We start from the raw sequence: 20850 nt of genomic DNA, 5'->3' as shown, positions 1-20850 counted from the left end.
GCCGTGATCCTCCGTCCCCGCCCGCACTGGGTCCATCTGCTTTTCGTCCGCCGCGGCTCGCTCGTTCCGCGCATCCTGTCCCAGCAACTGTTCATCTTCGCGCTGTCCTGCGCGGTCGTGCTGCTGCACGGACAGCTCTTCCACTGGAAGGTCACACTCACGGCCACGCCGTTCTCGCTGATGGGCGTGGCGTTCGCGATCTTCCTCGGCTTCCGCATCAACGCGAGCTACGACCGCTACTGGGAGGCGCGCAAGCTGTGGGGCGCGGTGCTCGTCGAAGCGCGCAACCTCGCGCGCCAGGCGCTCAACCTCGCGACACCGCGTGACACCCAGCGCGCGTTCGTGCTGGGCCTGGTCGGCTTCGCGACGGCGATGCGCAACCAGCTGCGCGCACGTCCACGCGACACCGACCTCGCCGGACTGCTGCCCATGGACCTCGTCGAACGCGTGCGCACCGCGCGCTTCGCCCCCGCGCTGATCCTGCTGTGGCTGGGCGAATGGCTGCGCGAGCGGCGCACGGCCGGCGAGCTCGATGCCATCGCCGCGCAGCAGATGGAGCAGTCGCTCAACGACCTGTCCGGCGCGCTCGGCGGCTGCGAGCGCATCGCCAACACGCCGCTGCCCTTCACCTACTCGGTGATCCTGCATCGCAGCGCCTACTTCTACTGCATGCTGCTGCCCTTCGGCCTGGTGGATTCGATCGGGATCATGACGCCGCTGATCGTGTGCTTCGTCTCCTACACCTTCTTCGCGCTCGAAGCGCTCAGCGACGAGATCGACGATCCCTTCGGCACGATGCCCAACGATCTGGCGCTCGACGCGCTGGTCGCCGGCATCGACGCCAGCCTGCGCGAAATGCTCGGCGAGCCCCTGCCGCCCGCCCCAGTGCCCGACGCGAACTACCTGCTGACCTGAGCGCCGAGGCTCCAGCCCGGATTCCCTACCAGCCCAGCCCCTTGCGCAGCAGGAGCAGCACGCCCATGCCGGCGATGAAGGGCAGCCACGGACTACGCGAGCGCACCGCGGCGAGCGCGACGACGATCCCGGCGGCAAGCTTGGGATTCGCCGGGTCGAACGCGCCCGCGTCGAGCAGCAGGTCCGGCATGATCAGCGCGGACAGCGCCGCGGCGGGCGCATAACGCAGCGCACGCTGCAGCGCCGGCGGCAGGCGCGCCCCCTCCCCGCCGAGCACGAAGCTGCCGCGCGTGAGGATCGTCGTCGAGCCGATCGCGAACAGCGTCAGCCACAGCCATACCCCCTCTACCATGCCTGTCTCCGCTTCTCCGACCAGCGCTCGGCAACGAAACCGGCCGCGATGCCCAGGGCGATCCCGGCGATCACGCCGAGCCTGAGCGGCAAGCCGCGCAACAGGACGGCCCCCAGGCCGCCGACCAGCGCAGCGACCAGCATCGCGCGCTGTTTCACCATCGGCACCAGCATCACCATCAGCGCGATCGTCGTCATGAACTCCAGCGACCAGTCCTTCGGGAACACGCTCGCGCCGAACACGCCGACGAGCCCTCCGAGCTGCCACATGCTCCAGCACAGCATGGCCGGGGCCACGTAGAAGCCCCAGCGCCAGTGCGGATCGTCGCTGCGCAGCAGCCGGTCGGCACACAGCACGAACAGGCCGTCGACAAGCAGATAGCCCGACAGCAGGCGCTTCGACCACGACTGGCCGTGGAAGGCCGGCGCCAGCGCGGCGCTGAAGATCACGAAGCGCAGGTTGAGCACCAGCGCGGTGATGAAGATCAGCCACAGCGGCGCGCCGGCGGCGATCAGCGGCAGCGTGCCGAGCTGGGCGGTGCCCGCATAGACGATCAGGTTCATGCCCAGCGACTCGACCGCCGACAGGCCGGTCGAACGCATCGCGACGCCGGTGACGATCGCCCACGGCAGCAGGCCGACCGACATCGGCAGCATCAGCGTCAGGCCCTCGCGGGCGCCGCGCTTGAAGGATTCGTTCATTGGGGAAGCTCACCCGAAACGGGAAAGCGCTTTAGCATACCAGTCCTTTCGCAGCATCGGCAGGCGAAGCTCATTCAACGCAGGGCAAGCGCACGAATGCAGTCGGCGTCATGCCGCCAGTGGATCTTGTCGATAATCGGCGGGATACGTAGGGCGGGCGAGCATGGCGCATCCCGCCACGCGGCGGTCGGACGGATTCCAACGCCTGGATTGACGGGCTACGCTGGCGCGCCCCCCGCCCTACGCGAGTTGGTGCGATAGCCCTGAGCGCTCAGCGCCGCTGCTGCGCCATCTGCGCGCGCGCGGCCCACACCTCGGCCGGCCAGGTGCTCTGGATGAAGGCCAGCGTCGCGCGAATCTCGGCGTCGGACAGCACGCGGGCGAACGCCGGCATGTCGCTAGCGTAGCCCTCGGGCGCCCACGGCGGCACCATGCCGTCGCGCACGATGTTCACGAGCAACTCGTTCGGGTGATGCCAGGTGTGGCCGGTCGCATCGTGCGGCGGCGCGGGCAGCCGTCCGTCGGCCCTGCGCTGGCGCCAGTCGGGCTGGCCTTCGAGCTTCGCGCCGTGACAGGACGCGCAGTGGCGACGGTACAGCGGTTCTCCGCGCGCGACCTGCTCCGCATCCTTCGGGTCTATGTGGCCCTCCGCCCGGCCGCCGCAGCCCGCCACCAAGCCCACGAGCGCAACCGCGACGAGCGCATCAGCATACAGCCGCCCGTCCGCCTTACGGGTCACGCCGGTCGCCGCACGGGTGGCGGTCCGCCCCGCAGTGCTGGAAGTCGCCGAGCGGGCGGTTGAAGGTGTACTCGAACGGCTTGCCGACGAGTTCATGCGCCGCATCGCCCGCGGAGCCCGTCGGCAGCGTGAAGGGCAGCGCGACGACGAACACCGCGGCGCCGATCACCGTGCCGACCACGCCGAGCGGGCGCACGATAAGAAGGTCGGCCGTCATGTCGCCGGCACGGTCGCCGGTGATGGTTCCCGCCTGCTGCGCGAACACGCCCGCGCTCGTCGTCAGCAGCACGGCCGCCCCCAGGGCGGCGGCAAATTTCCTGCACATGGTCGACTCTCCGGAGCCTCGCGCAACGAGGCTCAATGCGGGCTCAATGGCTGGCGAAGACCCGGGTCCTGCCGTCCGCGGTGACGCTCACGACGTCGTAGCGGTCCGCCGGGAAAGGCCCCTCCATCCCGGGCGAGCCCTGCGGCATGCCCGGCGCCGCGATGCCCGCGACCTTCGGCTTCTCCGCCAGCAGGCGCTTCACGTCGGCCGCCGGCACATGCCCTTCGACGAAATACCCGCCGACCTTGGCAGTATGGCAGGAGGCCTGCGCCTGAGGCACCCCCGCCTCGCGCTTGATCGTGCCCATGTCGGTGCTCTTGATCTCCTTCACGGAGAAACCCGCCGCGCGCATGTGCTCGGCCCACTTGCCGCAGCAGCCGCAGTTGGGATCCTTGTACATCACCACTTCCTCGCCGGCAGCGAACACCGGCGCCGCGAACGCGGCGGCCAGCGCCAGCGTAGCGACGAAGGCAAGGGAACGGCGGGCGGGACGGGACGGGGTATGCGACTTCATGATTTCCTCGGATTCAGACGGTTGCCGACGTTTGGCCGGTTGCGGGAGACGGAGGTTCCGTCCCGCGGCCACCGGCTGCCGCGAATCGCGCATCGGCGGACGCGAGCGGCAGATACAGCGTGAAAGTGGTGAGACCGCCGGCGGATTCCACGCCGACGCGGCCGCCGTGCGCTTCCACGATGGAGCGCGTGATCGCGAGCCCCAGCCCTGCGCCGTCACCCTGACGGGTGCGCGCCGGGTCGACGCGATGGAAGCGATCGAAGATGCGCGCGAGATGTTCGGGCGGGATCGTCTCGCCGGGGTTGCTGAGCGCGAGCCGCGCCTCGCCCCCCGCCGTGTCGATCGCGATGCGCACGACACCGCCCGGCGCCGCATGGCGCAGCGCATTCGACAACAGGTTCGACACCGCACGCCGTAGCATCAGCCGGTCGCCCTGCACGCACGCGTCGCCCTCCACCGCCAGCCGCAGCCCCTTCTCCTCGACCAGCGCCTCGTAGAACTCCGCCAGCGCGCCCGCCTCCCCGGCGAGCGACAGCGTCTCGGCCGGCCGCGGCAGCAGGCCGTTGTCCGCCTGCGCGAGGAACAGCATGTCGGCGATCATGCGCGCGAGGCGCTCGTACTCCTCGAGGTTCGACACCAGGATCTCGCGATATTCGTCCGCGCTGCGCGCGCGCCCGAGCGCGACCTCGGTCTGCGTCATCAGGTTGCTCACCGGCGTACGCAGCTCGTGCGCGATGTCCGACGAGAACTCGCTCAGGCGCCGGAAACCGTCCTCCAGCCGCGCCATCATCGCGTTGAGCTCGCCCGCCAGCGCTTCGAGCTCCACCGGCAGCCTGCGCGTGTCGATGCGTGCCGCGAGATGCTGCGCCGACACGCCGCGCGCGACCTCCGCCATCTTGCGCAGCGGCGCGAGCCCGCCGCGTGCCGCGACCGCGCCCAGCAGGCCCGTCGCGACGATCGCCAGCGCCACCGCGAACCACAGCGAACGCTCGAAGTCGCGCATGAAGGTGCGGTGATGCTCGATGTCCATCGACACCACGACGCGCGCCTCCGGGGCGCCGGCGATGCCCGTGCGCGCATTCGCAACGACACCGCGGTAGATGTGCCCGCCCTGCTCCCACGTGTGCGCCGGCGGAAAGGCGGCGGCAACCGCTCCAGGATCGATCCGCGCCGCCTGCGCCGGGAAATCCGCCCCCGACGACGCGAACAGGATCTCGCCGCGGCCTTCGTCCCTCAGCACCGCGATCGACAGGCTGTGGTGCCCCACCAGCGCGCTGTCGAGTTGCTGCGCGACGTTCGCGAAATCGGCCTCCTCGCCCACCTGCGCGAGCACCGAACGCGCCAGTTCGAGCTTGCCGTGCAGCTCGACGAGATCGCCTTCCTCGAAATGACGCTCGACCGTCGCCGAGATATAGATCCCCAGGCCCAGCAGCACCGCGGCGAAAAGCCCGCCGAAGAGCAGCGTCAGGCGCAGCGTCAGCGACAGGCGCGGCATCACGGCGCCTCGAGCACATAACCCATGCCGCGCACGGTGCGGATCAGCTTGGGCTCAAACGGGTCATCGACCTTGGCGCGCAGTCGGCGCACCGCGACCTCGATCACGTTGGTGTCGCTGTCGAAGTTCATGTCCCACACCTGCGAGGCGATCAGCGAGCGCGGCAACACCTCGCCCTGGCGGCGCAGCAGCAGCTCCAGCAGGCCGAATTCCTTCGCGGTCAGATCGATGCGCTGCCCGCCGCGCGTCACGCGCCGGCGCAGCAGGTCCAGCTCGAGGTCGGCGGCACGCAGCACCTCGGGCTCCTTCGACTTCCCCCGGCGCAGCAGCGTGCGCACGCGCGCGAGGAGCTCGGAAAACGCAAAGGGCTTCACGAGGTAGTCGTCGGCGCCGAGCTCCAGCCCGCGCACGCGGTCCTCGACCTGGTCGCGTGCGGTCAGGAACAGCACCGGCAGCTCGCGCCCCGCGCGGCGCACCGTCTGCAGCACACTCCAGCCGTCCAGGCCGGGGAGCATTACGTCGAGCACCATCAGGTCGTAGTCGCCGGTCAGCGCGAGGTGCAGCCCGTCCATGCCGTCGCGCGCGAGGTCGACGACGAAGCCCGCCTCGGACAGTCCCTGCCTGAGATAATCGCCGGTCTTGGCCTCGTCTTCGACGATCAGGATCTTCACCGCTGGCTCCTTGCCACCATCACACCACGGAACGCATTGTGCCCGCCCGCACCGGAAGCGGATCAAGATTACAAAGATGTAACCCCGGAGTCAGCATTCTGTCCTCACGCCCTTTTCATACTGGCCCCAATTCCTGCCATGCTTGGAGCTCTCCCGATGAAAACCACGCTTCTGATCGCGACCCTGGGCCTCTTCGCCGCCTCGGCGGGCCAGGCGTTCGCGCAAAGCGGCCATGACGCCGGTCACAGTCACCACATGGCGCAGAGCGCCGCACCGACGAACGCCTCCGCTGCGCGGATGAGCGAGGGCACGGTCAAGAAAGTCGACAAGGCGGCCGCGAAGATCACGATCGCCCACGGCCCGCTCGAGAACCTCGGCATGCCGGGGATGACGATGGCCTTCCGCGCCGCCGACGCGGCGATGCTCGACAAGGTCAAGGCCGGCGACAAGATCCGCTTCACCGCCGAACGCGTCGACGGCGTGTTCAGCGTCACGCAACTCGAAGTCGCCAAGTAGGGGCCGTTTCCGGCGACTATCAACCCGGCGAGCAATCAAGTGAAGTCAGGTTGAGTGCAGCACGGTCGCTCCCTCCCCTTCAAGGGGGTGGAGCAGGGGTTTCGTGGAGCACTGCTCCGCGCCTGCGGAACGGCGGAGCGAAGCGGAGACTCCCGGGTTGGGGTGGGGATGGGTTAATGCCGGTCCGGCGGAAACTCATCCCCCTCCTAACCTCCCCCTTGAAAGGGGAGGAACCAGGTGGCCGAGCGACGAACAACACGGCAACGGCCGCCGCCGAAAACAACAACACTTTCGCGGAGTCCAGACGATGAACTCGTCCAACGCAGGAACGCACCGGCCGCACGCACCAACCTCGCTGCTGATCGCAAGCCTGCTGGCCGTCGCGACGACGGTCCATGCCCAGGACGCCGCCCCGCCACTAGCCCGGACCTTCCCGGTCGCACCGTCCGCCGCCGCTGCAGCCAACCCGGCCGCCCCCCTCGGCGCCGACATCGCCGGCCTGCTGGAACACGCCCGCAACACGAACCCGTCCTTCGCCGCCCAGCGCGCCGAAACCGCGGCCGCACGCGAACGCATCGACTCCGCCGGCGCCCTGCCCGACCCGAACGTCCAGGTCGAACTGATGGACTTCACCAACGAGATGCGCGGCGGCGGCACGACGCTGGTGCCCGGCCGCGTCGGCGAGACCCGCTACCGCTTCATCCAGCCGCTGCCGGGCTGGGGCAAGCGCGACCTGCAGAGCCGCACCGCCGCCGCCAAGGCCGAGCAGGCCGCGGCCGGACTCGACGCCGCCTGGCTGGATCTCGCCCTGACCATCAAGCAGGCGTGGCTGCGCTACTACGCGGCCGACCGCGAAGCCGCCCTCGCGCGGGAATCGCTCGCGCTGCTCGGCGGCCTCGAGGAAGCCACCCTCGCACGTTACCGCCAGGGCATCGCCCCGCAGCAGGCGGTGCTGCGCGCCCAGCGCGAGATCACCAGCCAGCGCCTCGCACAGGTCGGCATCGAACAGCGCCGCCGCGGCGCCGTTGCGGCCCTCAACGGCCTGCTCGCCCGCGCCCCGCACAGCCCGCTCGCGGCCCCTGCCGAACCGCCCACCCTGCCCGAGACACTCGACCTTCCTGCCCTCGTCGATCGCGCCCGCAGCACCAACCCTGCCCTCGCGGCAGACGAACGCGGCATCGAAGCCGCCCGCCTGGAACGCGAGCGCACCTGGGCCGACCGCTACCCCGACTACTCGATCGGCCTCACGAACAACCGCCCGCGCGGCGAGGACCAATCCTGGGACCTGATGTTCGAAGTGATGATCCCGCTGCAGCAGTCTGCGCGCCGCGCCCGCGAGCGCGAAGCCGCCCACATGCTCACGGCCGCCGACGCGAAGCGCGAGGCGACCGGCGCGCGCCTCGCGGGCGAACTCGGCGCCGCCTGGGCGAACTACACGAGCAGCCGGGAAAGCCAGCGCCTCATCCGCGCCACCCTGCTGCCGCAGGCGCAGGCGACACGCGACGCGACGCGCGCGGCCTTCGAGACCGGCCGCGCCGACTTCGACGCGGTGCTCGAAGCGGAGCGCCAGCTGGTCGACACCCGCATGAGCCTGCTGCAGTCGGAAGTCGAGGCGCGCATGGCCCTATACGAAATCGAGAAACTGGTCGGAGAAGCCCTGTGAAGCCCGCCGTACAACTCGCCGCCGGCGCCGCTGCGGTCGCGCTCGCCCTCGCCACCGGCTACTTCGCCGGCACCCGCAACGCGGACCATCCCGCCCCCGCCCCCGCCGTGTCGGCCGATGCCACGGCGCCCGCGGATAAGGCGGGCGGCAAGAAGATCCTGTACTACCGCAACCCGATGGGCCTGCCCGACACCTCGCCGGAGCCGAAGAAGGACTCCATGGGCATGGACTACATCCCGGTGTATGAAGGCGAGGACGCTGGCGCCGACGACACCGGCGCCGTCACCGTGAGCCCGTCGCGCCTGCAGACGCTGGGCGTGCGCACGGCGATCGCCGAGCTGCGCGCGCTCGACGAACCCGTCCGCGTCGTCGGCCGTGTCGCCATCAACGAGCGCACCACCGTCGACGTCGCGCCGCGCTTCGAAGGCTGGATCGAGCGCCTGCACGTCAGCGCCAGCGGCGACCCGGTGCGCCGCGGCCAGGCGCTGTTCTCGGTGTACAGCCCGGAACTGGTGTCGGCCGGCAGCGAACTGCAGATCGCCGAGCGCCTGCAGCGCGACGCCGCGGCCGACCCGGCAGCCGCCGAATCGGCCCGCCGCCTTGCGGACGCCACCCGCGCACGCGTCTCGAACTGGCAGATGAAGCTGCCCGAGGGAGCCAAGGCCGGCAACGGACGCCTCACCTTCACCTCGCCCGCCAACGGCATCGTGCTGGAGAAGAAGGCCGTCGCGGGCATGCGCTTCATGCCCGGCGAGGCGCTCTACCGCATCGCCGATATGTCGAGCGTCTGGGTGCTCGCCGACGTGTATGAGCGCGACCTCGCACGCGTAAAACCCGGCCAGCCGGCAACCGTGACGCTCGACGCCTTCCCCGGGCGCAGCTTCCCCGCGAAGGTCGCCTACCTGTATCCGACGCTCGACGCCGCGACCCGCACCGTGTCCATCCGCCTCGAACTCGCGAACCCCGAAGGGCTCCTGCGCCCGGGCCTCTTCGCGCACGCCGAGGTCGCCACCGGCAAGGCTGCCCCCGTGCTGACCATCCCCGCCTCCGCGATGATCGACAGCGGCGAGCGCCAGGTCGTGCTCGTCGCGCAGGACGAAGGTCGCTTCCTGCCGAAGGCGGTCAAGGTCGGCCGCCGCGGCAGCGATCACATCGAGATCATCGAAGGCATCGCCGCCGGCGACCGCGTCGTCGTATCGGCAAACTTCCTGATCGATGCCGAAAGCAACCTGCGCGCCGCGCTCGCGACCTTCACCGCCGGCAAGGACGAAGGCACGGCCGTGCCGCACTACTCGGCCGACGGCACCCTGGATGCCATCGACACCTCCGCCGGCACCGTCAGCATCACCCACGGCGCAATCCCCGCGCTGAAGTGGCCGCCGATGACGATGGACTTCAACTTGGCCTCGCCGGATGTCGCCAAGGGCGTTGCGCCGGGCACCCCGATCCGCTTCGAGTTCGAACAGCGAACGCCGGGCGAATTCGCGATCACGCGCATCGAGCCCGCAGCTGCCACCGGCGGGCACAAGGGACACTGAGGGGTCACCCGCATGCTCAACCGCCTCATCGACTGGTCCGCGCGCAACGTCTTCCTCGTCCTGCTCGCAACGCTGTTCGTCAGCGCCGCCGGCCTCTATGCGCTGAAACAGACCCCGGTGGACGCCCTACCCGACCTCTCCGACGTGCAGGTCATCGTCTACGCCGACTTCCCCGGCCAGGCGCCGCAGGTCGTCGAGGACCAGGTCACCTACCCACTCACGACCGCCTTGCTCGCCGTACCGAAGGCCAAGGTCGTGCGCGGCTTCTCGATGTTCGGCGCGTCCTATGTGTACGTGATCTTCGAGGACGGCACCGACATCTACTGGGCGCGTTCGCGCGTGCTCGAATACCTGTCCTCGGCCGCCGGCCGCATGCCCACGGGCGTCGCGCCGCAGATCGGGCCCGACGCGACCGGCGTCGGCTGGGTCTATCAATACGCGCTCACCGGCAAGGACCGCTCGCTCGCCGAATTGCGCAGCCTGCAGGACTGGTACGTGCGCTACCAGCTCACCAAGGCCCACGGCGTCGCCGAAGTCGCGAGCCTCGGCGGCTTCGTCAAGGAATACCAGGTCACCGTCGATCCGCACCGCCTCGCCACCTACGCCATCCCGCTCGACCGCGTCGCACAGGTCATCCGCGCCTCCAACCGCGACGTCGGCGGGCGCGTCGTCGAACTGGCCGAAACCGAGTACATGGTGCGCGGCCGCGGCTACCTCAGGAACGCCGAGGACATCGGCAACCTCGTGCTCAAGAGCGAGGGCGGCACGCCGGTGCTGGTGCGCGACATCGCGCGCGTCGAGATGGTGCCGGCCGAGCGCCGCGGCATCGCCGAGCTCAACGGCGAGGGCGAAGTGGCCTCCGGCATCGTCATGGCGCGCTTCGGCCAGAACGCGCTGGAAGTGATCGCCAACGTCAAGGCCAAGATCACCGAGATCTCCGCGGGTCTCCCCGAAGGCACCTCCATCGTCCCGGTCTACGACCGCTCGACGCTGATCGAACGCGCCATCGCCAACCTCAAGACGACGCTGATCGAGGAAAGCGTGATCGTCGCCGCCGTGTGCATCATCTTCCTGATGCACGTCCGCAGCGCGCTGGTCGCCATCATCACCCTGCCGATCGGCATCCTCATCGCCTTCATCGCGATGCATTCCCTCGGCCTCGGCTCCAACATCATGAGCCTGGGCGGCATCGCCATCGCCATCGGCGCGATGGTCGACGCTGCGATCGTGATGATCGAGAACGCCCACAAGCGCCTCGAACAGGTCCCCGACGACGCCCCGCACGCGGCGCGCGCCGAGGCGATGATCCGCGCCTGCAAGGAAGTCGGCCCCGCGCTGTTCTTCTCGCTGCTGATCATCACCGTCTCCTTCCTGCCGGTGTTCACGCTCGAAGGCCAGGAAGGCCGCATGTTCTCGCCGCTCGCCTTCACCAAGACCTTCGCGATGGCCGGCGCGGCACTGCTGTCCGTGACCCTCGTGCCGGTGCTCATGATGCTCTTCATCCGCGGCCGCATCATGCCGGAGGCGAAGAACCCGGTGAACCGCGCGCTGATCTGGCTCTACCGCCCCATCATCGCGTGGGTCATGCGCCACCGCTGGCTGACCCTGATCGCCGCTGCGATCTCGATGGCGATCACGATCTTCCCCGCCACCCGCATCGGCGCCGAGTTCATGCCGACGCTCAACGAAGGCACGCTGTTCTACATGCCCGCGTCGCTGCCCGGCATGTCGGTCACCAAGGCCGGCGAGCTGCTGCAGACCACCGACCGCATCATCAAGACCTTCCCCGAAGTCGAGTCCGTGTACGGCAAGGCCGGGCGCGCCAACAGCGCCACCGACCCCGCGCCGCTGGAGATGTTCGAGACCGTCATCAACCTCAAGCCCGAATCTGAATGGCGTCCCGGCATGACGACCGACAAGCTCATCGCCGAGATGGACGCCGCGCTCAAGTTCCCGGGCGTCGCCAACTCCTGGACCATGCCGATCAAGGCCCGCCTCGACATGCTCTCCACCGGCATCCGCACCCCGATCGGCGTGAAGGTCTTCGGCAAGGACCTCGCCACCATCGAACGCCTCGCGCGTGAAGTCGAAGCCGCCGTGCGCGACGTCCCCGGCACCACCAGCGCCTACGCCGAGCGCGTCACCGGCGGCTTCTACCTCGACATCACGCCCGACCGCGTCCAGCTCGCGCGCTACGGCATCACCGTCGACGACTTCCAGATGGTCGTCGCCACCGCGCTGGGCGGCGAACCCGTCACCACCACCGTCGAAGGCCTTGAACGCTACACCGTCGCCGTGCGCTACCCGCGCGACCTGCGCGACGACCCACGCCGCATCGCCGCGGAAGTCTTCGTGCCGCTGCCCGCCGGCGGCAACCTGCCGCTCGGCCAGCTCGCCAAGGTCTCGCTCACGAAAGGCGCCCCGGCGATCCGCACCGAAAACGCGCTCCTCGCCGCCTACGTCTTCGTCGACATCCGCGACCGCGACATCGGCTCCTACGTCGCCGACGCCCGCCGCGCCGTCACCGAGAAGGTCGACTTCCCGCCCGGCTACTACGCCACCTGGAGCGGCCAGTTCGAATACATGGAGCGCGCCAAGGAAAAGCTCGTCGTCGTCGTCCCGCTGACGCTCGCGATCATCTTCCTGCTGCTTTACCTCAACTTCCGCCGCCTCACCGAGACCCTCATCGTCATGCTCTCGGTGCCCTTCGCGCTGGTCGGCGGCATCTGGCTGATGTGGTGGCTCGACTACAACATGAGCGTCGCGGTGGCAGTGGGCTTCATCGCGCTCGCCGGCGTCGCCGCCGAAACCGGCGTCGTCATGCTGATCTACCTCGACCACGCCTGGGAAGCCATCCGCGCCAAACGCCTCGCCGAAGGCCGCCAGCCCGACGCCACCGACCTCTACCACGCGATCATGGAAGGCGCCGTCGAGCGCGTGCGCCCCAAGATGATGACGGTGGTCGCGATCATCGCGGGTCTCCTGCCAATCATGTGGGGCACCGGCACCGGCTCCGAAGTCATGAGCCGCATCGCCGCGCCGATGGTCGGGGGGATGCTGTCATCGACGGTGCTGACGCTGGGGGTGATTCCGGCGATCTATGCGCTGGTGAAGGAGTGGCGGCTGCGGCGGGAACTCAAATCGGCCGCTGTCGCCTGAACGTTCACGATGTAGCGTTGTGGCCAGTTTGTGCCGCCGAAACCCGTTTTTCGCGTTTCCCGACCGGACTCATAGCCCGCGATAGATCTCTCGCCGATGGCCGATCTTGATGACATCTACCACCACCGCGCCATCGTCGATGGAATAGACGATACGGTAGCTTCCCTGCCGCACCCGATATAACTCGTGACGCGACAGCTTTTCACTCTCCGGCGGGCGGGAAATGTCACGAGAGAGTTCAGCACGCGCCAGGAGGCGGCTCACGTCGTCGCGCGGAATTGCCCGCAAGTCCTTCGCCAGGACCGCTTGAAGCGGAGCTCAAAGCGTTCCATCCGCCTTCAATTGCGCCAGAAACGCCTCATATGCAAGCGAAGGTTCGTTGACGCGTTGCGCCACCGCGGAAAGATCTTCCTCATCCTCGCGCAACGACTCGCGCACTGCATCAGCAACGATGTCCGAAATCGAACGGTGCGTGGCCGCCGCCTTCAGGCGAAGCCCTGTGCAAGGCAGAATCCATATATACCGTGGCGCGTGCTTGTACCGAGGCCATATCAATTTCTCCCGAATGATCTTGCGCATTAGCGCCAAAATGTTGAGACAACAAGCAAGCGACGGCGCCTCAGGTGACACGCACTGGACAACGTCCCGGACGCGCGCGTGACATTGTCAAACCCTGACAACCCACCTGGCGGCCCCTGTCGTAGCTTGACGCAAATTGTGACAATTTTCACGGATGCGGGCGGGAGTGGATTCTGGTCCATCAACGACGCAAACGCGGCATCTCATTGTATTTCCATGAATTTCGTGACTTTAACACGTGGTACGCTCGTACTTGACGGAACCTGGCACAGCCGTTGCGTTAGGGATACCAAGCGGGTTTTCCGTGGTTTCCATCAAGGAGAGCATCATGAAAAAGGTTCAACAAGGCTTTACCCTGATCGAACTGATGATCGTTGTGGCGATTATCGGTATTTTGGCGGCGGTGGCGCTGCCGGCTTATCAGGATTACACGCGCAAGGCACGTTTTGCGGAAAGCGTGTCCGTAGGGAATGCGTATAAGCTTGGCGTCGCGGAATGTATCAATAATCGCGGCATCGCGAACATCGCTGACTGTGATGCCGGTGTAAATGATGTTCCGGCTGTGCCCGCTGCAATGCCCGCTAACGTCGCGTCCCTCACTGTTGTTGATGGCGTAGTTACCGTAACGGCGATCGCGGCTGGCGGCGGCTACACTTCCATTCTGACCCCGTCGGTCGACGGCGGCGCGCTTAAATGGGTTCAAAGCGGGACGTGTCTGGCCGCGAATTTCTGCAAGCAGTAAGAGCCACACAACGCGAGCTAGGAGAAATAGGAGACATAGGGGACAGACCACGATTTTCCAGCCTTTCCCCTTGTTTCCCCGAAAAAGACCGCTCCGGCGGTCTTTTTCAATTAGAAAAGAGAAAAAAAGGGAAATGGGGTCAGACTCGGAAGGGAAACGGGGACAGACCACGATATTCCTGACTCTCCCCTGATTTCCCCAAAAAAGACCGCTGCGGCGGTCTTTTTCATTTTCCAGGCCAAACAAGGGAAGTTAGCGTCTGCCAGAGACCTGAGGTGCCCTTCGGAAAACTCGGGGCCCGAACCGGGGTCAAGTCAAGATCTACCCCCGCTCGACACCTACTCCATCCCCCACTTCTGCAAGCGATAGCGCAACTGCCTCAGCGTCATCCCCAACCGCCGGGCCGCTTCTGAGCGGTTCCAGCGGGTCTCGTCGAGCATCCGCAGAATCCGTACGCGCTCGTCCTCTCCGTCCTCGCCGCTATCGACATCCGGATCGACGACGCAGGAATCCGCCGCCCCTAAAACCCTGAAAGGCATGGCGATGTCTTCGGTCGGGTGCAGGTCGATGTCGCCGGCACGGATTTCGTCGCCGTCGCAGAGCGCGCAGGCGCGTTCGAGCAGGTTTTCGAGTTCGCGGACGTTGCCGGGGAAGGCGTGCTGCTTCAGCGCGGCGCTGGCGTCGAGCGCCAGGCGGTGCGGCGGGACGCCGTCGCGCTCGGCGAGCCGCGCGAGGATGTGTCCGGCCAACTCGGGGATATCTTCCGGGCGTTCGCGCAGCGGGGGCACGCGCAGCGTGATGACGTTGATGCGGAAGTAGAGATCCTGGCGGAACTTGCCGTCGGCGACGAGCTGGGCGAGGTCGCGGTGCGAAGCAGACAGGATGCGGACGTCGACGGACTCTTCGGCGTGGGCGCCGACCGGGCGCACCGCACGCTCCTGGATCGCGCGCAGCAGCTTCACCTGCATCGCCAGCGGCAGGTCGGCGACCTCGTCGAGGAACAGGGTGCCGCCGCGCGCAGCCTGGAAGAGGCCGTCCTTGTCGAATACGGCGCCGGTGAAGGCCCCCTTGCGGTGACCGAAGAACTCGCTTTCCATTAGTTCGGGCGGAATGGCACCGCAGTTTACCGGCACGAACGGGGCCGCCGCGCGCGGGCCGAGGTCATGGATGAGGCGCGCGATCACCTCCTTGCCGGTGCCGGATTCGCCCTGGATGAACACCGGGGCCTGATTGCGCGCGAGCTTGGCGATCTGCGCGCGCAGGTGCTCCAGCACCGCGGAGCTGCCGATGAGCGTGCGCGTCGTACCGCCGGCGCCGGAGGGCTGTGCCGCGCCGGTCTGCAGCTTCAGGGCGTGGCTGACGAGCTCGCGCAGGGCCTTGAGTTCAACGGGTTTGGTGACGAAATCGAAGGCGCCGCACTTCAGCGCGCGGATCGCCGTCTCGATGCTGCCGAAGGCGGTGATCACCGCGACGGGCAGGCCCGGTGCGTGCGACTGGATGTGCGCGACGAGTTCCAGGCCGTCGCCGTCGGGCAGGCGCATGTCGGTGAGGCACAGGCGGTAGTTCTTCTCGCCGAGCAGGCGACGCGCCTCCTCCACCGTTCCGGCCGTATCGCACGCGAGCCCCATGCGCAGCAGCGAGAGTTCCAGAACTTCGCGGATGTCCTCCTCGTCGTCGACGACCAGGACGTCGATTCCGGCGGGGCGGTTACGTCGTTCGGATGTGTTCATGGCTGAGTCCGTCCGGTGAGCACGAAATGGGCGCCGGGCGCATTGTCGCGCAATTCGAGCGTGGCGCCATTGGCTTCGGCGAGCTCGCGAGAGATGTAGAGGCCCAACCCGGTGCCCTTGGGGTGCGTCGTGAAGAAGGGCTCGAACATGCGCGGGCGGTCGGCTTCGGCGATGCCGGGACCGTCGTCGACAACGTGCACGGCAACCCGTCCGCCGGGCTCGACGCGGGCGTACACCTGCACCGAACCGGGCGCACCGGAGCAGTAACGGCGGGCGTTGCCGATCAGGTTGTCGAGGATCTGGTGCATGTGCGCGCGATCGATCGCGAAGGTGGCATCGCCAGGGATGTCGAGCGCGAACACCTGGCGCTCGGCGCCGCCGCGCAGGGCAAACTCGTCGAGCAGGCCGCACGCGAACGACGCCAGCGGCAATGCCTCGGGCAGCGTCTCCTCGCGCCGTCCCAGTGCCAGCACGTCGCGGATCATCCGCTCGATCCGGCGGGCGTTGTCGTTGATGATGCGCACGAGGCGTACCTGAACTTCACCGCGCTTCTCCTCCGTCAACAGCTCGGCCGCCTGCGTGACGGCAGACAGCGGATTGCGGATCTCGTGCGCCATGCTGGCCGTGAGGCGCCCCAGCGCGGCCAGCTTGAGCTGCTGGATATGGGTCTGAATTTCCTCGAAATCGGTGAGATAGATCACCGTCTCACCGCCCACGGCGCCCTGCCCGTCAATGTCGTCCTGCGCGCCGACGGCACGGCAACGCAGCAGTTTGCCACCCGGCCCCAAGCGGCGCAGGCTGCCTTCGGGAACGCTGCAGCAGGCGGGCACGTCGGCAAAATTCTCGTCGACGTCGGTCAGGCGCAGGCCGTCGACGCTGGTCAGTCCCAGCAGCTCCGCGGCACGCGGATTGGCCTGGCTGACGACGCCGTCCGCGGCGACCACCAGCACGCCATCCTGCATGTCGTGGATGATGCGCTCATTGACGGCCTGCTGCTTGGCGAGCGCCTCGCCGCGCTGCACCGCGAGCGATTCGTTGGCCTTCGCGCGCAGTGCGAGGAAGCGCGCCGTGATCGCGATGCCGAAGAAGGCGGTGCAGACGAAAGCGACCTGCACGAAGTCCGCCGCCCGCTCGCCGGCGATCTGCCGCCAGACGTTCTCGGCCAGGACTGCAACCGTCGCGAGCGCGGCGTAGAAGAGCACCATGCGGCCTTGCGCAACGAGGCCGGCCCCGGCGAGCACCACCATCATCAGCACCGGCATGCCACTGCGGTAGCCGCCGCTGGCCCACATCATCGCGGAGAGGACGCCGATGTCGATGACGACTTGCAGGGTGATGACCCGGTCGACACCAAAACGCCGCGCCGCATCGGGAAATCCGAGTGCCAGCACGGCGGCGAGATAGGCCAGGGCCGCGGCGTTGAAGACTTGCGGGGCGTCCGAACCCAGATTGAGCTCGAGGCCCGCGACAACGAAGAGCCCGGCGAGGATCAAGCGGAAGAGGTTCAGGTAGCGCAGCGGCCCCCGGCGCTCGAGGTCACGGCGTTCGTCCGCAGCGGCCTGCATCCTCAGGAATCCCGGTGACGCGCGCCCAGCCGGCGATGCTCCTCGCAGCAGAAGAAGAGCTCCCCGTCGCGAACGCCTTCGCTTTCCGGCACGTGTACACCGCAATGGTCACAGCCGAGCATGCGTTCGAGCGCGCCCTTCCGGCCCTCGCCGGCCTGCTTGCCGGCCGACCCGCGCCCGTCGCGCGGCCGGTTCAGGGCACGACGCACCCACCAGATGCCGACCAGAACGAGGACGAAGAGGAGCAGGTTTCGCACGATGAAGGACGTGAGCGGGATATGAGCCGACGGAGTTTAGCACGCGCCCCGCATCAGACCTGCCGCAGGCGTTCGCAGGCTGCCGCCAGCGTCGCCTCGTTCTTCGCGAAGCAGAAGCGGATCACACGCTCGTCGCGGCCGTCGGCGAAGAAGGCGGACACGGGAATCGCCGCGACGCCCGTCTCGCGCGTGAGCCGCTGCACGAAGGCGGTATCGGGCTCGTCCGAGATCGCGGCGTAGCGCGCGAGCTGGAAATAGGTGCCGGATGACGGCAACAACTCGAAGCGCGAACCGGCAACCGCCTCGCGGAAGAAGTCGCGCTTGGCCTCATAGAAGGCCGCCAGCTGCTCGTGGCGCGACGCATCCGCCATGTAGTCGGCCAGCGCGAGTTGCACCGGCGTGTTCACGGTGAACACGTTGAACTGATGCACCTTGCGGAACTCCACCATCAGCTCGCGCGGCCCGACAACGTAACCGACCTTCCAGCCGGTGATGTGGTAAGTCTTGCCGAAGCTCGACACGATGAGGCTGCGCGCGGCCAGTTCCGGATGACGGGCGCAGCTCTCATGACGCCGGCCGTCGAAGACGATGTGCTCATAGACCTCGTCCGAGACGATCACGATGCCGGTCCCGTGCGTCAGCGCCGCCAGCCGCGCCATGTCGCCAGCCGTCCACACCGTCGCCGTCGGATTGTGCGGGCTATTGATCATGATCATGCGCGTACGCGGCGTGATCGCCTCCGCCACCGCCCCCCAGTCCGGCCGATAGTCCGGCGCCGCCAACTGCATGCGCACGACGCGCCCGCCCTGCAACTCGATCGCCGGGGCGTACGAGTCATACACGGGTTCGAACACGATCACCTCGTCGCCCGGATGCACCAGCGCCGCGACCGCCGTGAATAGCGCCTGCGTCGCACCGGCCGTCACGGTGACCTCGGCCTCGGGGTGGTATTCCGTGCCATAGAGCGCGGCAACCTTGCGCGCGATCGCCTCGCGCAGCGGTGCCACGCCAGCCATCGGCGCGTACTGGTTGTACCCCGCGCGCATCCAGTGCGCGACACGCTCGAACAGCACGTCCTCGGCATTGAAGTCCGGAAACCCCTGCGACAGGTTGATCGCCCCGCACTCCTGCGCCAGGCGCGACATCACGGTGAAGATGGTCGTGCCAACATTCGGCAGGCGGGAATCGACAGGGGCGGGGAAGTGCGGCATGGCGTGCAGGTCGTGTGGTGGATCGGAGCATTCTGGCAGAGCCCGTCACATTCACCAATCAGCCACACATGCAGTTTTGCACGCGGCTCACCCGTGGGGGCGCGTTTGTCCGCGGGGCTGTCCGCGAGCGCCGGTGCAGGGCGGTTTGCGGGGGAAACAAGGCGGTGCATGTCTGAGCCCGCGCAGCGGGCGAGTTTGCACCGACTCCCCCGCAAGCCGTCCTGTACCGGGAAGCCGAAGGCCGCGAGCGCCTGCCCGGCGGACAAACGCGCCCCCCGCGTCGGGAACCGTTCTGCGACCGCGGACACCTCCCGACATGCGGGCAAGCCCCGAACTCAACAGTCGCACCGCCCGCACGGCTAAAATACCCCCATGTTTACCCAGCCCATCCCCACGATCCGCCGCGACGGCGACGCCGTCGTCATTCTCGACCAGACCCTGCTGCCGCACGCCTGCGAACTGCGCCGCCTGGCGACGCTCGACGAGGTCGCGACCGCGATTCACTCGATGCAGGTCCGCGGCGCCCCCCTCATCGGCGCGACGGCCGCCTATGGCGTCGCGATCGCGCTCGCGACCGATGCGAGCGACGCCCGCCTCGACCATGCACTGACGACGCTCGCGGCAACCCGGCCGACCGCCGTGAACCTGCACTGGGCACTCGGACAGATGCGCGAGCGCCTTAGCCCCCTTGCCGCCGCCGAACGCTCCGCGGCAGCCTGGCGCGAAGCCGAGGCGATCCATCGTGACGACGCCGAGATGTGCGCGGCGATCGGTGGACACGGTGTTGCGATCCTCGAACGCCTCGCCGCCGCACTCGACCGCCCGCTGCGCGTGATGACCCACTGCAACGCCGGCTGGCTCGCCACCTGCGGCGCCGGCACCGCGCTCGCGCCCGTGTACGAGGCGCAGGCGCGCGGCCTCGCGGTCGAGGTGTGGGTCAGCGAGACCCGCCCGCGCAACCAGGGCCTCCTGACCGCGTGGGAACTGCGCGAAGCGGGCGTACCGCTGCGCCTCATCGCCGACAACGCGGCCGGGATCCTCCTCGCGCGTGGCGAGGTCGACGTCGTGATCACCGGCGCGGACCGCGTCGCGGCCAATGGCGATGCCGCGAACAAGGTGGGGACCTATCTCAAGGCGCTCGCCGCGCGCGAACACGGCGTGCCCTTCTATATTGCCGCCCCGTTCTCGACCGTCGATTTCGGCTGCGCCGACGGCAGCGCGATCCCGATCGAGGACCGCGGCACGGCCGAAGTGTGCACGGTGCTCGGCCTCGACAACGACGGCGCGGTGAAAAGCCTGCGCCTCGCCCCCGAAACCACCGCCGCGGCCAACCCCGCCTTCGACGTGACGCCTGCCGGCTGCATCACCGGCATCATCACCGAGCGCGGCGTGTGCGCCCCCGGACGGTTGCGCGACCTGTATCCGGATACGGCGCGATGAGCCTCACGGTCGATATCAAGCTGCGCGAGCAATTCCTCGCGACCGCGCACGCGATGAGCGCGGCCGGACTCAACACCGGCACTGCGGGCAACGTCAGCGTGCGCATCGACGGCGGCATGCTGATCACCCCGAGCGGCATGCCGCCCACCGCCTGCACGCCCGACGACATGGTGATCGTCGCCGGGGATGGAACGGCCAGCGGCCGGCTCGCACCGTCGAGCGAATGGCGCTTTCACCACGACCTCTACGCGCGACGCCCGGAAGCGGGCGCGATCCTGCACGCACACGCGCCCTTCGCGACCTCCCTCGCGTGCCAGCGCATCGAGATCCCGCCCTTCCACTACATGATCGCGCGCTTCGGCGGCAACACCGTGCGCTGCGCGCGCTACGCGACCTTCGGCACGCAGGAACTGTCGGACAACATCCTAGCCGCGATGGACGGACGCTCGGCCTGCCTGATGGCGAATCACGGCATGCTCGTATTCGGCCGCGATCTCGACAACGCACTCGATCTCGCGATCGAGTTCGAGACGCTGTGCGAGCAGTACTGGCGTACCCGCCAGCTTGGTGAACCGGTGCTGCTGTCGGAAGCCGAAATGGCCGAGGTCGTCGAGCGCTTCCGCTGGTACGGCAAGCCGCGGTCGGGCTAGTACTGGATTAGCAGGTTCCTTCCCCTTCAAGGGGAAGGACAGGATGGGGATGGGTTTCTTGCGGACGCTGCGGAGTCCACCCATCCCC

General features: G+C 68.1%; 21 protein-coding genes. 8 read left to right on the top strand and 13 right to left on the bottom strand.

Annotation, left to right across the window (positions count from 1 at the left end; translation table 11 throughout):
* Positions 1 to 915, top strand: a 915-nt coding sequence (locus GPA27_RS24305; protein WP_246261441.1) for a bestrophin family protein, incomplete at its 5' end; no start/stop codon positions are given.
* A gap of 25 nt (positions 916 to 940) precedes the next feature.
* Here the strand turns inward: GPA27_RS24305 and GPA27_RS24300 are convergent.
* The 7 genes from GPA27_RS24300 to GPA27_RS24270 all read right to left on the bottom strand — a co-directional run bounded on the left by GPA27_RS24300 (position 941) and on the right by GPA27_RS24270 (position 5712).
* Positions 941 to 1267 carry an AzlD domain-containing protein gene (locus GPA27_RS24300; protein ID WP_169143015.1) on the bottom strand — a complete coding sequence of 109 codons (327 nt, stop codon included), beginning with the start codon at positions 1265 to 1267 and terminating at the stop codon, positions 941 to 943.
* Entirely contained in the window at positions 1261 to 1968 is a 708-nt protein-coding gene (locus tag GPA27_RS24295; protein WP_169143014.1) for an AzlC family ABC transporter permease, read from the bottom strand. The genes GPA27_RS24300 and GPA27_RS24295 overlap by 7 nt, the downstream gene beginning before the upstream one ends.
* A 271-nt stretch (positions 1969 to 2239) precedes the next feature.
* Positions 2240 to 2707: a c-type cytochrome gene (locus GPA27_RS24290; RefSeq protein ID WP_256223106.1), complete on the bottom strand. Its 468-nt coding sequence runs from the start codon at positions 2705 to 2707 to the stop codon at positions 2240 to 2242.
* Entirely contained in the window at positions 2697 to 3032 is a 336-nt protein-coding gene (locus tag GPA27_RS24285; RefSeq protein WP_169143012.1) for a hypothetical protein, read from the bottom strand. Before GPA27_RS24285 ends, GPA27_RS24290 begins: the two co-directional genes overlap by 11 nt.
* A 43-nt stretch (positions 3033 to 3075) precedes the next feature.
* Positions 3076 to 3546, bottom strand: coding sequence for a DUF411 domain-containing protein (locus GPA27_RS24280; protein ID WP_169143011.1), 471 nt, complete (start codon positions 3544 to 3546; stop codon positions 3076 to 3078).
* Positions 3547 to 3559: 13 nt separating this feature from the next.
* A complete protein-coding gene (locus tag GPA27_RS24275; RefSeq protein WP_169143010.1) occupies positions 3560 to 5041 on the bottom strand; it encodes a heavy metal sensor histidine kinase in 1482 nt (493 codons plus the stop codon).
* Entirely contained in the window at positions 5041 to 5712 is a 672-nt protein-coding gene (locus GPA27_RS24270) for a heavy metal response regulator transcription factor (protein ID WP_169143009.1), read from the bottom strand. Before GPA27_RS24270 ends, GPA27_RS24275 begins: the two co-directional genes overlap by 1 nt.
* A 156-nt stretch (positions 5713 to 5868) precedes the next feature.
* On the opposite strand from GPA27_RS24270, the gene GPA27_RS24265 reads away from it, so the two are divergent.
* From GPA27_RS24265 to GPA27_RS24250, 4 genes are all read left to right on the top strand, one after another.
* Positions 5869 to 6228 (top strand): copper-binding protein, encoded by a 360-nt coding sequence (locus GPA27_RS24265; RefSeq protein ID WP_169143008.1) that lies wholly within the window; start codon positions 5869 to 5871, stop codon positions 6226 to 6228.
* Between the two features lie 307 nt (positions 6229 to 6535).
* Positions 6536 to 7891, top strand: a complete 1356-nt coding sequence (locus GPA27_RS24260; RefSeq protein WP_169143007.1) for a TolC family protein — start codon at positions 6536 to 6538, stop codon at positions 7889 to 7891.
* A complete protein-coding gene (locus GPA27_RS24255) occupies positions 7888 to 9429 on the top strand; it encodes an efflux RND transporter periplasmic adaptor subunit (protein WP_169143006.1) in 1542 nt (513 codons plus the stop codon). The genes GPA27_RS24260 and GPA27_RS24255 overlap by 4 nt, the downstream gene beginning before the upstream one ends.
* 12 nt (positions 9430 to 9441) lie before the next feature.
* Positions 9442 to 12588, top strand: a complete 3147-nt coding sequence (locus GPA27_RS24250) for an efflux RND transporter permease subunit (RefSeq protein ID WP_169143005.1) — start codon at positions 9442 to 9444, stop codon at positions 12586 to 12588.
* A 69-nt stretch (positions 12589 to 12657) separates the two neighbouring features.
* Here the strand turns inward: GPA27_RS24250 and GPA27_RS24245 are convergent, their stop codons facing one another.
* Positions 12658 to 12876 (bottom strand): type II toxin-antitoxin system RelE family toxin, encoded by a 219-nt coding sequence (locus GPA27_RS24245; protein ID WP_246261439.1) that lies wholly within the window; start codon positions 12874 to 12876, stop codon positions 12658 to 12660.
* A 30-nt stretch (positions 12877 to 12906) separates the two neighbouring features.
* On the bottom strand, positions 12907 to 13167 hold the full coding sequence (locus GPA27_RS24240) for a hypothetical protein (RefSeq protein ID WP_211165209.1): 261 nt from the start codon (positions 13165 to 13167) through the stop codon (positions 12907 to 12909).
* Positions 13168 to 13495: 328 nt separating this feature from the next.
* Here GPA27_RS24240 and GPA27_RS24235 point away from each other — a divergent pair, with 328 nt between their 5' ends.
* On the top strand, positions 13496 to 13909 hold the full coding sequence (locus GPA27_RS24235; protein WP_169143004.1) for a pilin: 414 nt from the start codon (positions 13496 to 13498) through the stop codon (positions 13907 to 13909).
* 338 nt (positions 13910 to 14247) lie between these two features.
* Here the strand turns inward: GPA27_RS24235 and GPA27_RS24230 are convergent, their stop codons facing one another.
* The 4 genes from GPA27_RS24230 to GPA27_RS24215 are packed head-to-tail and all read right to left on the bottom strand — an operon-like array spanning position 14248 to position 18672.
* Positions 14248 to 15639, bottom strand: a complete 1392-nt coding sequence (locus tag GPA27_RS24230) for a sigma-54-dependent transcriptional regulator (protein WP_169143003.1) — start codon at positions 15637 to 15639, stop codon at positions 14248 to 14250.
* Positions 15636 to 17204: a sensor histidine kinase gene (locus GPA27_RS24225; protein ID WP_169143002.1), complete on the bottom strand. Its 1569-nt coding sequence runs from the start codon at positions 17202 to 17204 to the stop codon at positions 15636 to 15638. The genes GPA27_RS24230 and GPA27_RS24225 overlap by 4 nt, the downstream gene beginning before the upstream one ends.
* 2 nt (positions 17205 to 17206) lie before the next feature.
* On the bottom strand, positions 17207 to 17461 hold the full coding sequence (locus GPA27_RS24220; RefSeq protein WP_169143001.1) for a PP0621 family protein: 255 nt from the start codon (positions 17459 to 17461) through the stop codon (positions 17207 to 17209).
* 53 nt (positions 17462 to 17514) lie between these two features.
* Positions 17515 to 18672 (bottom strand): pyridoxal phosphate-dependent aminotransferase, encoded by a 1158-nt coding sequence (locus GPA27_RS24215; protein WP_169143000.1) that lies wholly within the window; start codon positions 18670 to 18672, stop codon positions 17515 to 17517.
* Positions 18673 to 19044: 372 nt separating this feature from the next.
* On the opposite strand from GPA27_RS24215, the gene mtnA reads away from it, so the two are divergent.
* Entirely contained in the window at positions 19045 to 20112 is a 1068-nt protein-coding gene (mtnA, locus tag GPA27_RS24210) for an S-methyl-5-thioribose-1-phosphate isomerase (protein WP_169142999.1), read from the top strand.
* The gene (locus tag GPA27_RS24205; protein ID WP_169142998.1) at positions 20109 to 20762 is read left to right on the top strand and encodes a class II aldolase/adducin family protein; all 654 of its coding nucleotides are present in this window, start codon (positions 20109 to 20111) and stop codon (positions 20760 to 20762) included. Before mtnA ends, GPA27_RS24205 begins: the two co-directional genes overlap by 4 nt.
* Positions 20763 to 20850: the final 88 nt, after the last annotated feature.

The sequence above is a fragment of the Aromatoleum toluolicum genome (assembly GCF_012911005.2).
Lineage (GTDB): Bacteria > Pseudomonadota > Gammaproteobacteria > Burkholderiales > Rhodocyclaceae > Aromatoleum > Aromatoleum toluolicum.
Note: the sequence above shows the minus strand (reverse complement) of the source record. Positions and strands in the feature narration are given on the sequence as shown.

What these genes read in the sequence shown, in the direction of transcription:
- GPA27_RS24300 (WP_169143015.1), bottom strand. Translation starts at nt 1,267, where the DNA reads ATGGTAGAGGGGGTATGGCTGTGGCTGACGCTGTTCGCGATCGGCTCG.
- GPA27_RS24295 (WP_169143014.1), bottom strand. Translation starts at nt 1,968, where the DNA reads ATGAACGAATCCTTCAAGCGCGGCGCCCGCGAGGGCCTGACGCTGATG.
- GPA27_RS24285 (WP_169143012.1), bottom strand. Translation starts at nt 3,032, where the DNA reads ATGTGCAGGAAATTTGCCGCCGCCCTGGGGGCGGCCGTGCTGCTGACG.
- GPA27_RS24280 (WP_169143011.1), bottom strand. Translation starts at nt 3,546, where the DNA reads ATGAAGTCGCATACCCCGTCCCGTCCCGCCCGCCGTTCCCTTGCCTTC.
- GPA27_RS24275 (WP_169143010.1), bottom strand. Translation starts at nt 5,041, where the DNA reads ATGCCGCGCCTGTCGCTGACGCTGCGCCTGACGCTGCTCTTCGGCGGG.
- GPA27_RS24265 (WP_169143008.1), top strand. Translation starts at nt 5,869, where the DNA reads ATGAAAACCACGCTTCTGATCGCGACCCTGGGCCTCTTCGCCGCCTCG.
- GPA27_RS24260 (WP_169143007.1), top strand. Translation starts at nt 6,536, where the DNA reads ATGAACTCGTCCAACGCAGGAACGCACCGGCCGCACGCACCAACCTCG.
- GPA27_RS24250 (WP_169143005.1), top strand. Translation starts at nt 9,442, where the DNA reads ATGCTCAACCGCCTCATCGACTGGTCCGCGCGCAACGTCTTCCTCGTC.
- GPA27_RS24240 (WP_211165209.1), bottom strand. Translation starts at nt 13,167, where the DNA reads ATGCGCAAGATCATTCGGGAGAAATTGATATGGCCTCGGTACAAGCAC.
- GPA27_RS24235 (WP_169143004.1), top strand. Translation starts at nt 13,496, where the DNA reads ATGAAAAAGGTTCAACAAGGCTTTACCCTGATCGAACTGATGATCGTT.
- GPA27_RS24230 (WP_169143003.1), bottom strand. Translation starts at nt 15,639, where the DNA reads ATGAACACATCCGAACGACGTAACCGCCCCGCCGGAATCGACGTCCTG.
- GPA27_RS24225 (WP_169143002.1), bottom strand. Translation starts at nt 17,204, where the DNA reads ATGCAGGCCGCTGCGGACGAACGCCGTGACCTCGAGCGCCGGGGGCCG.
- GPA27_RS24215 (WP_169143000.1), bottom strand. Translation starts at nt 18,672, where the DNA reads ATGCCGCACTTCCCCGCCCCTGTCGATTCCCGCCTGCCGAATGTTGGC.
- mtnA (WP_169142999.1), top strand. Translation starts at nt 19,045, where the DNA reads ATGTTTACCCAGCCCATCCCCACGATCCGCCGCGACGGCGACGCCGTC.
- GPA27_RS24205 (WP_169142998.1), top strand. Translation starts at nt 20,109, where the DNA reads ATGAGCCTCACGGTCGATATCAAGCTGCGCGAGCAATTCCTCGCGACC.